This window comes from Brevibacillus dissolubilis (assembly GCF_006170445.1).
Lineage (GTDB): Bacteria > Bacillota > Bacilli > Brevibacillales > Brevibacillaceae > Brevibacillus_B > Brevibacillus_B dissolubilis.
The window spans coordinates 60,891-77,885 of the sequence record NZ_VCNA01000012.1; the positions used below are offsets into that span (position 1 = coordinate 60,891).

The window sequence follows — 16,995 nt, forward strand, 5'->3', positions numbered from 1 at the left end:
ATGAATCATAAAAGTATTCTCGATGCTTATAAATCCGGGGAATTATCGATCAGTGACGTAGAAACCAAACTTCGGGAATTAAAACAGCAATCATTGAGAAATCCGCTTTCGGAAGGCCAAAAAGGCTTGTGGATGCTGCAAAAAATGACACCTGAGATGAGCGCATATAACCTTCCACTGTGCTTTCGCATAAGCAACCGTCTGGATATCGAGAAATTCAGAAGCGCCCTTCAGTTCGTCCGGGAACAGTTTCCGATACTGACCAGTGTCATCGAGGAGGTACAGGGAGCGCCTGTTCAGACCATCCAGCCTGCGCAGCCGCTTTCGTTTCAACAGGAAGATCTCTCTGCATTGGATTCTTCCGAAGTGCTTCCTTATCTAAGAGAAAAAGCAAAAGAACCATTTGCGTTGGAAAAGGGTCCGCTCATGCGGGCCCACCTTTTTTCCCGCTCTGATCAGGAACATTATGTGCTGATTACGATTCATCATATTATTTTTGACGGCGTGTCGATGATGACGTTCATCCCGGCGCTGTTTGGTGCGTATCAGGATTTGGTACAAGGCAAGACCCCAGTCGTATCCACCACACCTGCGAGCTACAAGGATTTCGTCGAGTGGGAACAAGCCATGCTGGCCGGTAAAGAAGGCGAGGAGCATCTGGCATATTGGAAACAACAGCTCGGTGGTACTCTGCCGGTTCTGGAGCTTCCGACAGACCGTCCGAGAACATCTCTGCAACAGTACAAGGGGGAGGCTTACTCCAGCCAGCTTTCATCTGAATGGAGCAAGCAGGTCAGAGCGTTTGCCAGTGAGCAGGATGTGAATCTGTCTGTTGTATTTTTAGCGATTTTTAAAGTGTTGTTGCATCGCTATACAGGACAGCAGGATATCATCGTGGGCCTGCCGACGATGGGGAGACCGGAAGAGCGTTTTGAATCGATGATCGGTTATTTTATCAACATGATTGCGGTACGAAGCCAAGGTGTGGGGACCCAATCCTTCGCATCGTTCATCCGTGACCTGCAGATGACCGTCGTCGATGGGATCGATCATGCGGCTTATCCGTTCCCAGCCTTGGTCAGAGAGCTGAATGTCGACCGGACAACGGCTAACGCACCTGTGTTCCAAGTGGCATTCCTGTACCAGAACTTCCTGCAAGCCAACCATACCCAACAGATTCAAGAGCAATACGATGACCTGCATATCGAGTTCGTGGATGAAGTGCGCCAAGAAGGTGAATTCGAGCTTTCCCTAGAGGTATATGAGCAGGGGGATGAGACAGCGCTGAATCTGATCTACAACCCAGAGCTGTTCGACTCTGCTACGATTGAGCGCATGATGGGACATTTCATCAAGCTGACCGAAGTACTCGTACAAGACCCGTCCCAAGCATTGGAGACCTATACGTACCTGTCCGATGAAGAGCAGCAGAATCTCCTCGTCAACTGGAATTCGACACAGGCGGACTATCCGACAGGCAAATGCATCCACGAGTTTTTTGAAGAAAAAGTGCAGAAAACTCCTGATGCGGTTGCCGTGGTGTATGAGGAAGAGGCGCTTACCTATCAACAATTGGATGAGCGAAGCACCCAATTGGCGATCTACCTGCAAGCACAGGGGGTATGCCCGGAAATTCCGGTCGGGATCTTTGTCGAGCGTTCTTTTGAGATGGTCATCGGAATCTTAGGGATTCTCAAGGCGGGTGGAGCCTATGTGCCACTTGATCCGAACAACCCGGATGAGCGCTTGGAATACATGCTGGAGGCCAGTGAGGTATCCATCATCCTGACGCAATCCCGATTCAAAGAAAGAATGCTTCGCCTGAGCAAGAACAACGCCAGCGTGATGACTCTGGATCAGGACTGGGCAGAGATTACCAAGGCAGCGGATAAAGGCAAGACACTGAAACGCGAGGTAAAACCAGAACATCTCGCCTATGTACTCTACACCTCCGGCAGCACCGGCAAGCCGAAGGGCGTCATGGTTGAACACAGAAGTATTTTGAATACCCTGTTTTTCCTCGAAGACAAGTACCCGGTAACAGAAGAAGACGCGTATCTCTTAAAAACGAACTATGTATTCGACGTTTCCCTATCTGAACTGTTTGGCTGGTTTATCGGGAAGGGACGCCTCATCATCCTTCCGCCTAACGCTGAGAAAAATCCGGACCTGTTCCGATCCTATATTGAGAAATACAACGTCACCCACCTTAATTTTGTCCCTGCTCTGCTCAATGTGTTCCTCAACGGCATGGCGAACAACCAGAGCTTCACCGAGAATTGCCCGCTCAAATACGTCATGGTCGCAGGAGAAGCCTTCCCGAAAGAGCTGGTGAAAAAAGCGGTCGCCGTCTTCCAAAACAGCAGCGTGGAAAACATCTACGGCCCAACAGAGGTATCCATCTACGGTACCTGGTTCAGCTGCACCCATGAAAAAATCGTCAGCAACCAGACTCCAATCGGGAAGCCAATCGCCAATGCACAGGCCTATATCGTCGACCAGCATCTGCGACCTGTCCCAATCGGAATTCCGGGCGAGCTATGTATCGCGGGCAAAGGCTTGGCGAGAGGCTACTACAAGCAACCGGCACTCACAGCAGAGAAATTCATCGACAACCCGTTCGAGCCGGGAACCAAGCTGTACCGCACAGGTGACTCCGTCCGCTGGCTGCCAAACGGCAACATCGAATACTTAGGACGCATTGATAACCAGGTAAAAATCCGTGGCTTCCGCATCGAGCTGGGCGCCATCGAAAGCCGACTGGACGAGCATCCGGGCATCTCCGAAAACCTCACCGTCGTCAAAGAACAGAACGGCAACAAAAAGCTGGTCGCCTACTACACCGCCGCTGACACCACGACGACGCTCACCCAGCAGGAGCTGCGCCAGTTCGTCAAAGCAGGCCTGCCTGAATATATGGTTCCATCGCATTTTATCTGTCTGGACAAAATGCCGCTGACCCCGAACGGAAAAGTAGACCGCAAGCTTCTCGAACAGCGCGAGATCGTCATCGAAAGAACCGAAAAACTCAGCCTGCCAGCATCCAAGGTAGAAGAAAAGGTCCTGCACATCTGGCAAGAGCTGCTCTCGGTCAATGAGATCGGCATGGAAGACGGCTTCTTCGATGTGGGCGGTGACTCTCTGCTGGCGGTTGCAGCGGCTGATCGGATCAAGCAGGAACTGTCGTGTGATTTCGGGGTGACCGAGCTGTTCGAGTACTCGAATATCAAAGCGATCAGCAAATATATCACCGAGCAAAAAGAAAAGGAAGCAGCGGCACAGGCAAAATCTAGTGCGGCTACCTCCGGCGTTGGAATCCATTCCGAAGAAAATTCAGCGGGCCATACGGGTGCGAATGCGAATGCAGGTGAACAGCAGAAGCAGACCAACCGCTCCGACGATCTACTGGAGTCCCTCCCAGACTACTACGAGGACAGTGTCGCCATCATCGGGATTTCCTGCCATTTCCCAGGGGCCAAGAATCACCACGAATTCTGGAACAACCTCAAAGAAGGCAAAGAAGCCGTCACATTCTTCACCAAAGAAGAGCTGTACGACTTAGGCGTATCCCCAGAGCTCATCGAGAACCCGAACTACATCCCGATGCGTTCTTCCATCGACGGCAAAGAGCTGTTCGATCCGGGCTTCTTCACCATCTCGCCTAAAGATGCCGAATACATGGACCCGCAGCTGAGGCTGCTCTTGCTCCATTCATGGAAAGCGGTCGAGGATGCTGGGTATGTCTCCAAGCAGATCCCAGAAACCAGTGTCTATATGTCGGCAAGCAACAACTCGTACCGTACCTTACTGCCACAGGATGCCACCGATGACCCGGAAAATCCAGATGGCTATGTCTCTTGGGTACTGGCCCAGAGCGGCACGATCCCGACAATGATCTCCCACAAGCTTGGATTCAAAGGGCCAAGCTATTTTGTGCATTCCAACTGCTCATCTTCTCTGGTCGGACTCTACTCCGCCTATCAAAGCATCAAATCCGGCGAAGCCAAGTACGCACTGGTAGGCGGCACCACCTTGCACGCTCAATCCAGTATCGGCTATATCCACCAGAACGGGCTGAATTTTTCAAGTGACGGGCATGTTAAGGCATTCGATGCGTCCGCAGACGGCATGGCAGGCGGCGAAGGGGTAGCGGTCATCATGCTGAAAAAAGCCGTCGATGCAGTCAAGGACGGCGACCATATCTATGCGGTGCTAAGAGGCATCGGTATCAACAACGACGGCTCAGACAAGGTCGGCTTCTATGCGCCAAGTGTCAAAGGCCAAGCCGAAGTCATCCAAAAGGTATTAGATGCGACCAGCATCCATCCTGAGACGATCAGCTATATCGAAGCGCACGGCACAGGCACCAAGCTAGGCGACCCAATCGAGGTGTCAGCGCTCAAACAGGTGTACAAGCAATACACCGACAAAAAGCAATATTGCGGCCTCGGCTCCGTCAAGACCAACATCGGTCACTTGGATACGGCAGCAGGTCTCGCGGGCACGATCAAGATCGCACTCAGCCTGTACCACAACGAGCTTCCGCCGACCCTCAACTATCAGAACCCGAATCCGGTCATGGATCTGGCGAATTCCCCGTTCTATGTGGTGAATGAATCCAGACCTCTGGAACAGAGAGGGGCATCTCACCGGGCAGCACTCAGCTCATTCGGACTGGGAGGAACCAACGCTCACGCTATTTTTGAGCAGTATCCAATGGCGAAAGCCAAGCTGCAAAAATTAACAAACAACCAACCAAGCGCTCCATACCTCATCCCAGTGTCCGCCAAAAACAATGACAGGCTGAAGGCGTATGCACAAGAGTTGCTGGCGTTCTTAAATACTGACGGCTTGGAGAACAGTAACGGTAACTGTAACGGCGATCTGGCAGATTTGGCTTATACCTTCCAAGTAGGCCGTGAAGCGATGGACAGCCGCGTGATCTTCGTGACCAGCGACATCGACGAGTGGAAGCAGCAGCTGGAAGATTTCATCGCCGGGAAAGAGCAGACCGAAGGCTGCTTCACAGGAGAAAAGAAACAGACCAAAGGCACAGCCCCGACTCTTGCAGAAGAGGACGATCTCGCAGAGCTGATCCCGACATGGATCGCCAAAGGCAAGCTGAGCAAATTGGCAGAGGCATGGGCGAAGGGACTCGATATCGATTGGGAGCAACTCTATTCCGGTGTCAAGCCGCAGAGAATGAGCCTGCCGACGTATCCTTTTGCAGAAGAACGCTACTGGCCGCAAACGCAGACAGCGCCACTCACCAAGCTCTCGCAAACCATCAGTAACGGCGGTAACCAACTATCTCGCAGAACAGCCGTCACCACCACACTCCATCCGATGGTTCACCAGAACACGTCCACCTTGTCCGAGCAGCGCTTCAGCACCATTTTTACCGGGCAGGAGTACTTCATCGCGGAGCATGTGATCAAGGGTCTGACCATCGTTCCAGGCGTAGTCACACTGGAGATGGCCCGCACCGCCGTAGAGCAGGCGATCGGGGAATTCGATCACAATCAAGCCGTCATCCGTCTGAAAAATGTGGTCTGGGTACGTCCTATCGTCGTAGAAGAAGAGCCGGTCGAGATTCAAATCGGGCTGTATGCAGAAGAGAACGGACAGATTTACTACCGCATGTACAGTGAGCCTGAAGCGGCTGACGCTGAGCCTGTTTTGTACAATCAAGGTTTTGCCGAATTGAGCTTGGGTACAGACGAGATCACGCTCGATCTGGAATCAATCCGTCGTGCGTGCAGCCAAGGCAACATGGCATCCCAAGAGTTCTACGCGGGCATGATCGGTGCAGACTATGGCCCAGGCTATCGGGGAGTGCAGACCGTCTATACCGGACAAGGCCAATTGCTGGCACAGCTGTCCCTGCCTGAGTGTGTCGCAAATACCCGTGACCAGTACATTCTCCACCCGAGCATGATGGATGGGGCTCTTCAGGTTGCCGAATACCTGCAAAATGTGACCAGAGCGGCGCTGCTTGCGGGCAGCGGGGAAGCGTTCCATGCGGCACTGCCGTTTGCCCTGCAGGAGCTGGAGGTTCTCAAGCCATGCGTCCCTGATATGTGGGTATATGTCCAATTCAGCGAAGGCAACAAGCCGGGCGATGTCATCCAAAAGGTAGACATCAATCTGTGCGACACCAACGGAACCATCTGCGTGCGGATGAAAGGCTTTTCCACGAGAGTCATGGAAGGCGACAGCAGCAACACAACGGCATCCACCACATCGGGCATCGGAAGCCTGATGCTGGAGCCTGCATGGAGAGAACAAGCCGTAGCAGAGACTGCTGTTCCTGCCTATGCAGAGCGTACCGTCATTCTTGTAGAATCCTGCAAAGCCGACGCAGAGAGCATCCAAAGCCATATCGGCGGCGCGCAAGTACTCACTTTAGACGCCAGACCAGCTACGGTAGCAGAGCGTTTCCAAGCCTACGCCGGACAGGTTTTCGAGCGAATCCAAGGCATCCTGAACGCCAGACCTCAAGGCAATGCCCTGTTCCAAGTCGTCATCTCCACCCAAGAAGAACAACTGCTCTTCACCGGCCTGATCGGGATGCTCAAGACAGCCAGACTGGAAAACTCCAAGCTCATCACACAGCTGATCGAGATCGGAAGCGAAGAAGATCTGAATAATCTCCCTGCCAAGCTGCAGGAGAACAGCCTGCGACCAGCCGACATCCATATCCGCTACGAGTCCGGCAAGCGATATGTCTTTGACTGGAGCGAGGTTACCCCGGCCGCAACCGACGTCGAGATTCCATGGAAAGACAACGGAACCTACCTCATCACAGGTGGAGCAGGCGGCTTAGGCTACCTTTTTGCAAAAGAAATCGCACAACAAACCAAACAAGCTACGTTGATTCTCACTGGACGCTCCACCCTCGGAGCCGACAAAGAAGCACAGCTACAACAGCTTCGTGAGCTGGGAGCCAACGTCACCTATAAACCAACTGATGTCACTGATAAGGACGCTGTCCGCCACCTGATCCGAGACATCCAAGAAGACTACGGTCAGCTCAACGGTATCATCCACAGCGCAGGAATCATCAAGGATAACTACATCATCAAGAAGACACAGGACGAGCTGCAGCAAGTCACCGCACCGAAAGTGGCAGGCTTAGTTCATCTCGATGAAGCGACCAAGAATCTTGCGCTCGACTTCCTGATTCTTTTCTCCTCTGTATCCGGTTCGATCGGCAGTCCAGGCCAAGCCGACTATGCCGCCGCCAATACGTTCATGGATGCCTATGCCAAGTACCGCAACGAGCTGGCAGCAGGCAACCAACGCTACGGCAAGACACTCTCGATCAACTGGCCGCTCTGGAAGCACGGCGGCATGCAGGTAGACGCAGAGACCGAGAAGATGCTTGAGCAGAACACCGGAGTCGTCGCGATGGAGACAAAGACAGGCATCGAGGCCCTGTATAAAGGAATGGCTACAGGCAAATCCCAGGTCATGGTGCTCGTCGGAAAGCTGACAGCACTCAGACAAAAACTGACCCAAGCCGCCGCTTTTGCCGAGCCACAACCGAAGCAAGCGACTGCCGCAGCTGATGCTAATGCTGCGATCTCCAACACAGGCATTGATACCGACAGCCTGCTGGAAAAGGTTAAATCAGCGCTGAAGCAAGAGATCTCCAAATCGATCAAAGTCAAAACCGACGATATCGAAGACAACGTTGAGCTGACCAAATACGGGTTCGACTCCATTTCGATGACCGAATTCACCAACAAGCTCAACCGCAAATACAAGCTGGAACTCACACCGACCATTTTCTTCGAACACCCGACCCTCCAAGAATTCGCTACCCATCTGGCTGGGGAGTATCAGGGTGTATTTGCCGCGCAGTTTGATGTCCAGAACAAAGCCGAGGCATCCCCATCTGCACCAGTACAAGCGGCAGAAAAAGAAGAACAAGACGCACCGTTCTTCCAGCAAAAACGAACGTCCCGCTTCGCCAAACCAATCATCGCTCAGCCTGTTGCCAAGCAGGATGCCCCGGCAGAGGAGCCGATTGCGATCGTCGGGATCAGCGGAATTTTCCCAATGGCCCGCGATATCGAAGAGTTCTGGCACAACCTCGTGGAAGGCAAAGACTGCATGACCGAGATCCCGAAAGACCGTTGGGATTGGCGCGAATTCTACGGTGACCCTGCCAAGGAAGCCAACAAATCCAGTGTCAAATGGGGCGGCTTCATCGACGGCATCGGTGACTTCGATCCACTGTTCTTCGGTATCTCACCACGTGAAGCCGAGCAGATGGACCCGCAACAGCGCCTCCTGATGACATATGCATGGAAAGCCATCGAAGACGCAGGGTATGCCGCGCAAAGCCTCTCTGGAACCAAAACAGGCGTCTTCATCGGTACAGGCAACACAGGCTACAGCTCGCTGATCACCAAAGCCAATACGCCAATCGAAGGCTCTGCCGCTTCCAATATGAGCCCATCGGCTGGCCCGAACCGTGTCAGCTTTTTCCTCAACATCCATGGCCCGAGCCAATCGATTGATACGGCGTGCTCCAGCTCGTTGGTCGCCATCCATCAGGCGATCGCGGCGATGCAGGATGGAGATTGTGAGCTGGCGATTGCCGGTGGTGTCAATACGATCATTCTGCCGGAAGTCTATATCACATTCGAAAAAGCAGGCGCCCTCAGCAAAGAAGGCAAGTGCAAGACCTTCTCCGACCAAGCTGATGGTTTTGCCCATGGGGAAGGAGCCGGGATTCTTCTCCTGAAAAAGCTCTCCGCCGCCGAGCGTGATGGAGATCACATCTATGGCGTCATCCGCAGCTCTGTTGTCAATCACGGCGGACGCGCCACTTCCTTGACCACGCCGAATCCGAAGGCACAGGCCGACCTGCTGAAGACCGCCTACCTCAAAGCTGGCATCGACCCAAGAACGATCACCTACATCGAAGCACACGGTACAGGGACAGAGCTTGGCGACCCAGTCGAGATCAACGGATTGAAGTCTGCTTTCAAAGAGCTGTACCAACACACGGGAGATTCCAAAGTAACCAGCAGCCACTGCGGATTAGGCTCGGTTAAAACCAATATCGGTCACTTGTCACTGGCCGCAGGTGTTGCGGGTGTCATCAAAATCCTGTTGCAGATGAAGCACAAGACATTGGTCAAGAGCCTGCACTGCGACACGATCAACCCATACATTCAGCTGAAAGACAGCCCGTTCTACATCGTACAGGAAAAGCAGGAGTGGAACGCACTCACAGACGCACAAGGCAGAGAACTGCCACGCCGCGCAGGTGTCAGCTCATTTGGCATCGGGGGTGTCAATGCCCACGTCGTCATCGAAGAATATATTCCAAAAGCAGACTACTCTCGTACAACAGCTGATATCACACTGCAGAATCCGGCCATCATTCTGTTGTCTGCGAAGAATGCAGGACGCCTCCAAGAACAGGCACAGCAACTGCTGGATGCCATCCGCAAGCAAGCCTACACCGACCGTGATCTGGCAGACGTGGCTTACACGCTCCAAGTAGGGCGCGACGCAATGGACGAGCGCCTAGCGATCCTCGCAGGTTCGATCAAGGAGCTGGAAGAGAAGCTCCACGCATTCGTATCAGGCGATGACAATATCGACGATTGCTACAAAGGCCGAGTCAACAAGAACTCCCTGCAAGGCTTGACTGTCGATGAAGAAATCCAAGAGGCCATCGAAAAATGGATGCAACGCAAAAAATACACCAAGCTTCTCGATCTCTGGGTGAAAGGGTTGAACGTCGACTGGAACAAGCTCTACGCAGGCAACAAGCCGAAGCGGATCAGCCTGCCGACTTATCCTTTTGTCCAAGAGCGCTATTGGATTGAAGCTAACCCGGCGAATGATGTCTCTGTCTCAGGCAAAACAAGCGTCGTTCCTGCAGCGGTTCTCCATCCATTACTGCACCAGAACACCTCCAACCTCATGGAGCAACGGTTCACCTCCACCTATACCGGAGAGGAATTCTTCCTCGCCGAGCATGTGGTAAAAGGGCAGCCGATCCTGCCGGGCGTCGCCCATCTCGAACTGGCCCGCGAAGCCGTCGGGCAGGCAGCAGGCTTCCTGTTGGATGACCATACCTATATCAAGCTCAAAAACGTGGTCTGGGTACGACCAATTCTCATCGACGGGCAACCGTTGCGGGTTCATATCGGATTGGACCCGGCAGAGGACGGGGACATCGCTTTTGAAGTATACAGCGATACAGAAGAGGCAGATGGCAAGCCATTGACCTACAGCCAAGGCAGTGCATCGTTGATCTCCACAGCCACTACACCGATGATCGACCTGCCGTCCTTGCAGGCTCAGTGTGTACCGACCACCTTCTCTGTGAGTGAAGTGTACGACACCTACACCATGATCGGGTTTGACTATGGCCCGGCTTTCCGTGCTGTGACTGAGCTTTATACAGGTGGGGGTATGGTGCTTGGCAAGCTTTCCTTGCCTTCCACGATCTTAGACCCAAGCGGCCCATATGTCCTGCACCCAGGCATGATGGACTCTGCCCTGCAAGCGTCCAGTATTCTGGTGGGCACCGGGGAAAACAAGCTGATGCTGCCATTTGCCATCGAAGAGATTGAAGTTTACGGCAGATGCGAGTCCACCATGTGGGCCTATGTGAGATACAGTGAGGGCAGCAGTGCAACAGATAAAGTGCATAAGCGCGACATCGACCTCTGCGATGAGCAAGGCAATGTCTGCGTACGGATGAAGGGCCTCTCCTTCCGGGTAGTGGAAGGCGGCGGTGACGAACCGTCCAAGACTCCGAAAAACATCGGCACCCTCATGCTCGAACCAGTCTGGAAGGCGCAAGAGGTCGTCCAAGACACCGTAGTGACTGAATATGCACAGCACATCATTATGCTTTGCGAAGAAATGAACGGCATCAGCCAAGCAGGCATCAAAGAAAGCATCGAAGCCCAAATCAGCGGCGCTCAATGCATTCTGCTAGAGTCCGCGCAGGAGGGAATCGCCGAACGCTTCCAAGCCTGCGCCGGACAAGTGTTCGAACAAGTCCAAAGCATCCTGAACAACAGACCGCAAGCCAACATCCTCCTCCAAGTGGTCACGTCCACCAAAGGAGAACAGCACCTCTTCACCGGACTCTCCGGCCTGCTCAAAACAGCAGGATTGGAAAACTCCAAGCTGATCACACAGCTGATCGAAACCGACCCACGCGAAGACCTCGCCGGATTAGCAGCGAAGCTGGCAGAGAACAAGCAAAGCGCTCGGGACAGACAGATCCGATACGTGGACGGCAAGCGTCACATCATCGACTGGAGCGAGGTCGAAGCACCGGCCACCATCGATCCGGCCCACCTCCCGTGGAAAGACCAAGGCGTCTATCTCATCACAGGCGGCGCAGGCGGTCTCGGGTTTATTTTTGCGAGAGAAATCGCGACAAAAGCCAAAAATCCTACCCTGATCCTCACCGGACGCTCCGCTCTCAGCCATGACAAACAGGCACAACTTAGAGAACTCCAGGCGTTAGGAGCAAGAGTAGAATACAAGCAGGTAGACGTCGCCCAGAAGAGCGCCGTATCCGACTTGATCCAAACGATCCAAGCCGATCATGGCACCCTCAACGCGATCATCCACAGCGCAGGCGTGATCCGGGACAACTACCTCCACAAGAAAACGCTCAGCGAAGTGCAAGACGTCCTCGCACCAAAGGTACAGGGACTTGTGAACCTGGATGAAGCGAGTCAGGAGATCGCCTTAGATTTCTTTGTCCTGTTCTCATCGATTGCAGGCACGATGGGCAGCCCGGGGCAGGCCGACTACGCGATGGCCAATGCGTTCATGGACGCCTATGCCGCTTACCGCAACTCCCTGATCCCAACCCTGTACCGTCACGGACTCACCCTGTCAATCAACTGGCCACTGTGGAAAAACGGAGGGATGCACGTCGATCCCGAAACCGAAAAATTAACACTGCAAAGCACCGGAGTCGTCTCCATGGAGACAGAGACAGGCGTTCAAGCGCTCTATAAAGCCTTGGCCTCTGGCAAACACAAAATTCTGGTAATGGAAGGGGTACTGCCTACGATGAAGCAAAAGCTGCTTCAAGCGACACCTCCAGCCAACCCGCAACCTGTACAAGCAATAGCGGCACCTGCACCTGTAACACCACAACAGGAACAAGTGCAAGCACCAGTTGCATCGGCTGCCCAATTCAATACCAACGACCTGACCGACAAAGTCCGGGCCGCCCTGATGCAAGAGGTATCCAAACTGCTCAAAATCCGAGTGAGCGACATCGACGTGGACATGGAGTTCAATCAGTATGGATTTGATTCCATTACACTGACCGAATTCGCCAACAACCTCAACGATCAATACAAGCTGGAACTGACACCGACCATTTTCTTTGAATATACAACTGTCAATACATTCGCAGAGCACTTGGCAAAAGCACATCAGGCCGTGTTCGCCGCCCGATTTGCCGTACACGCCAACGTGGAGAATGCCGTACCAGCTGCAGCTGCCACTGCCGCAAAAGCAGAAGCAACAGAGGTCAAACAAGAGACAACCATCTCCGCTCCAAGACGCAGCTCCCGCTTTGTGAAGCCAGCCGTCCAACAACAGCTGACCGCACCACAACAGGTCACCCATGTTGCCGAGCCTGTTGCCATCGTCGGGATGAGCGGTATTTTCCCGATGGCGCGAGATGTAGAAGAGTACTGGCAGAACCTGCTCCAAGGCAAAGACTGCATCACCGAAATCCCAGAAGACCGCTGGGATTGGCGCGAATACTACGGCGACCCGGTACATGAAGCCAACAAGACCAATGTCAAATGGGGCGGCTTCATCGATGGCGTTGCCGAGTTTGACCCATTGTTCTTCGGCATTTCCCCGCGTGAAGCCGAGCAGATGGACCCGCAGCAGCGCCTGTTGATGACCTATGCCTGGAAAGCCATCGAGGACGCAGGCTACTCCACGCAGAGCCTGTCTGGCACCAACACAGCCGTCTACATCGGTACAGGCAATACCGGATACACCTCCCTGCTGTCCAAAGCCAATGTAGATATCGAAGGCTCTACCGCTGCTAACATGAGCCCGTCTGTCGGCCCGAACCGTGTCAGCTATATGTTCAATATCCACGGCCCGAGCGAACCGATCGATACCGCCTGCTCCAGTGCACTGGTAGCGATCCACCGCGCCGTATGCGACATGCAGGACGGCAACTGCGAGATGGCCATCGCGGGCGGCGTTAATACCGTCGTCACCCCGGAAGGCCATATCGCCTACGACAAAGCAGGCGCACTCAGCAAAGAGGGCAAATGCAAAACCTTCTCCGACCGTGCAGACGGCTTCGCAGTCGGTGAAGGAGCAGGCATCCTGTTCCTCAAAAAGCTCTCTGCAGCCGAGCGGGACGGGGATCACATCTACGGAGTCATCCGAGGCACTGCCGAGAACCACGGCGGACGCGCCAACTCCCTGACGACCCCGAACCCGAAAGCACAGGCTGAATTGCTGAAGACAGCCTACACCAAAGCAGGTATTGACCCTAGAACCGTCACCTACATCGAAGCACATGGTACGGGTACAGCGCTTGGCGATCCGGTTGAGATCAACGGCTTGAAGTCCGCCTTCAAAGACTTGTATGAAAAAACCGGCGACTCTCAGGTTACCAGCACCCACTGCGGTCTCGGCTCAGTCAAGACCAACATCGGTCACCTCGCACTCGCAGCAGGTGTAGCAGGCGTCATCAAAATCCTGTTGCAGATGAAGCACAAGACACTGGTGAAGAGCCTCCACTGCGAACCGATGAACCCATACATCCAGCTCAAGGACAGCCCATTCTACATCGTCACTGAAAACCAAGAATGGAAAGCCCCCAAAGACGCCCAAGGCAACGATCTGCCACGACGTGCCGGTGTCAGCTCTTTCGGGATCGGCGGCGTGAATGCCCACATCGTCATCGAGGAATACATCCCAAGACAAGCAAACAACGCGACCGAATCACCTGCCACCACACCGCAGAATCCGGCAGTGATCGTCCTGTCAGCCAAGGATGGCGAACGCCTCAAAGATCAGGCCCAACAGCTTTTGGATGCGATCCGTACGTCTCACTACGCCGACCGCGACCTGACCGACATCGCCTATACGCTCCAAGTGGGACGCGATGTGATGGAAGAACGCCTCGCCATCATCGCAGGCTCCATTCAAGACCTTGAAGAGAAATTACAAGGCTTCGTCAACGGTCAAGACAACCTCCAAGACGTCTACAGCGGCAAAGTCAAAAAAGGCTCCCTGCAAAAGCTGATGGCCGACGAAGAAATCCAAGAAGCCATCGACAAATGGATGCAGCGCAAGAAATACGGCAAGCTCCTCGATCTCTGGGTCGAAGGGCTGAATGTTGACTGGAACAAGCTGTACGGCGACCACAAGCCGAAGCGGATCACCCTGCCGACCTATCCGTTCGCCAGAGAACGCTACTGGGTCGACGTGCATTCTGCCAAAGCAACGAAAGCAAATAAACAAGCCCAAGCTTCTAAGGGGACGGTTGAAAACCATGCACCAAGCGTGCTGTCCAGCTTATTTACCACAAGTGTGGCACCAGCCGCTGTCCTGCACCCCTTGCTTCATCAGAATACCTCTGACCTGACCGAGCAACGCTTCAGCTCGACTTTTACCGGCAATGAATTTTTCCTCTCTGATCATAAAGTGAAGGGGAATCCAGTACTGCCGGGAGTGGCATATCTGGAGATGGCTCGTGCTGCTGTATCTCAAGCGGTCAGAGGGTTAAAAGGCAGCCAAGCCAAAATCAGCATCAAAAACGTGGTCTGGGTACAGCCAATCATCGTCAAAGACCGGCCTGCTCACATCCACATCGGTCTCGCTCCGCAACCAAACGGCGAGATCGGCTATGAAGTCTACAGCGGGTCAGAGTCGGACGACATCAACACAGGCCGTACCATCCACAGCCAAGGCAGCGTAGCGATCAGTGCTCTGGGAGATACTCCGGTGCTTGATCTGAACCGACTTTTCACGCAATGCAGCCAAACCACGCTGTCCTCCAGCCAATGCTATGAGCTGTTCCAAGCGGTGGGGATCGAATATGGGCTGAGCCATCAGGGAATCGAGCAGATTTATGTGGGACAGGGACAAGCGTTGGCGAAGCTCTCCTTGCCTGTAGCGGTGGCACACACCATCGAGCAATTCGTCCTGCATCCGAGCTTGATGGATTCGGCCCTGCAAGCAACAGTAGGCTTGGCGCTGGGTTCCGGTGATGATTCAACGTCCATGCCATTTGCCTTGGAAGAAATCGAAGTGTTCGGCAGATGCACCGCCGAGATGTGGGCCTATGTCCGCCACAGCGAAGGCCGCCAAGCCGACAGTCGGGTACAAAAGCTCGACATCGACGTATGCGACGCCCAAGGTAATGTCTGCGTGAGAATCAAAGGCATCTCTTCACGGGTACTGGAGCAGGGGAGCCGGGGCGGCAAGGGGAACCATACCCCATCCGTAACCGCCAGCGTCCCTCATGAACCACTGGCAGGTACGCTCATGCTCGCTCCTGTCTGGGACACCGTAACCGTAGAAAAGAACCGGGTACTCCCCATCGCAGGTGATCAGGTGGTGATCGTCGGTGGCAATGAAGCCAGCATCAAGGCCGTCACCCGACACTACCCGAAGGCACAGGTACTCCAGCTTCACCACCACGACACCATCGGGATGATTGCCGACAGACTACAAGCTGTCGGCTCCATCGACCACATCATCTGGATTGCTCCATCCCATCCAGCTGCATTCCTCGCAGGAGATGAGATCATCGATGGTCAGCAGCAGGGTGTACTGCAGCTTTTCCGAATCATCAAAGCTATGCTCCAATTGGGCTATGGCAACCGACAAGTAAGCTGGACCGTGATCACCGAGCAGACCCAGCTCGTTCATAAAGACGATACCGTACATCCGACACATGCCAGTGTCCACGGCTTAATCGGCTCGATGGCAAAAGAATACGCAAACTGGAAGACCAGACTGATCGACGTGGAAACCAATCATGATTGGGCCACAACCGACCTGTTTACCTTACCAGCAGACCCACAAGGCGACACATGGGCCTATCGCAACGGGGAGTGGCACAAGCTGCGACTCCTTCCCGTCCAGCCCAACCGACCGACTCAGACCCGTTATCGACACGGCGGCGTCTATGTCGTCATCGGCGGGGCAGGCGGCATCGGAGAAGCGTGGAGCGAATATGTGATCAAGTCTTACCAAGCTCACGTCGTCTGGATCGGCAGAAGCGCCAAAAATGAAGCGATCCAAGCCAAGCTGGACAGACTCTCCGCATTCGGCCCGGCACCTGTCTACATCCAAGCTGATGCTACCGACTATACCTCGATGCAGCAGGCTTACGCACAAATCAAACAGCACTACCCAGAGATTCACGGCGTGATTCACTCGGCAATCGTCCTGCTGGATCAGAGCCTCGCCAATATGGATGAACAACGCTTCCACCGCGTGCTTTCCGCCAAGGTGGATGTCAGCGTCCGCATGGCACAGGTATTCCAGAACGAGCCGTTGGATTTTGCCCTGTTCTTCTCGTCCATGCAGTCCTTTGCCAAAGCTTCCGGACAAAGCAACTACGCGGCGGGCTGCACCTTCAAGGATGCATTTGCCTACCGACTTGCACAGGAATGGCCGTGCGCGGTGAAAGTGATGAACTGGAGCTACTGGGGCAGTGTCGGAGTCGTATCGTCCCCGCTCTACCAGCAGAGAATGGCACAGGCGGGCATCGGCTCGATTGAACCGCCGGAAGCAGCAGAAGCGCTGGAACAGCTCCTCGGCGGGCCGCTCGATCAGCTGGCAATGATGAAAACAACCGCACTGCCAAGCATCGAAGCAGAGGGCCTCACCGAATCTATCGAAGTCTATCCCGAAAGCACGGGTTCAACGATTCAGAAGCTCCGCAACTACAATCTGGGGGATCGTACCAAGATCGAACAACTGATATAGGGAGGA

1 protein-coding gene is annotated in these 16,995 nt (G+C 54.0%); it reads left to right on the top strand.

What is annotated here, in order from left to right; genetic code table 11:
• Entirely contained in the window at positions 1–16,989 is a 16,989-nt protein-coding gene (locus FGI41_RS19880; protein WP_139492062.1) for a non-ribosomal peptide synthetase, read from the top strand.
• The last annotated feature ends 6 nt before the right edge of the window (positions 16,990–16,995 follow it).

Bases quoted from the DNA above. Each gene is read 5' to 3' on its own strand.
- FGI41_RS19880 (WP_139492062.1), top strand. From the start codon at position 1: ATGAATCATAAAAGTATTCTCGATGCTTATAAATCCGGGGAATTATCG.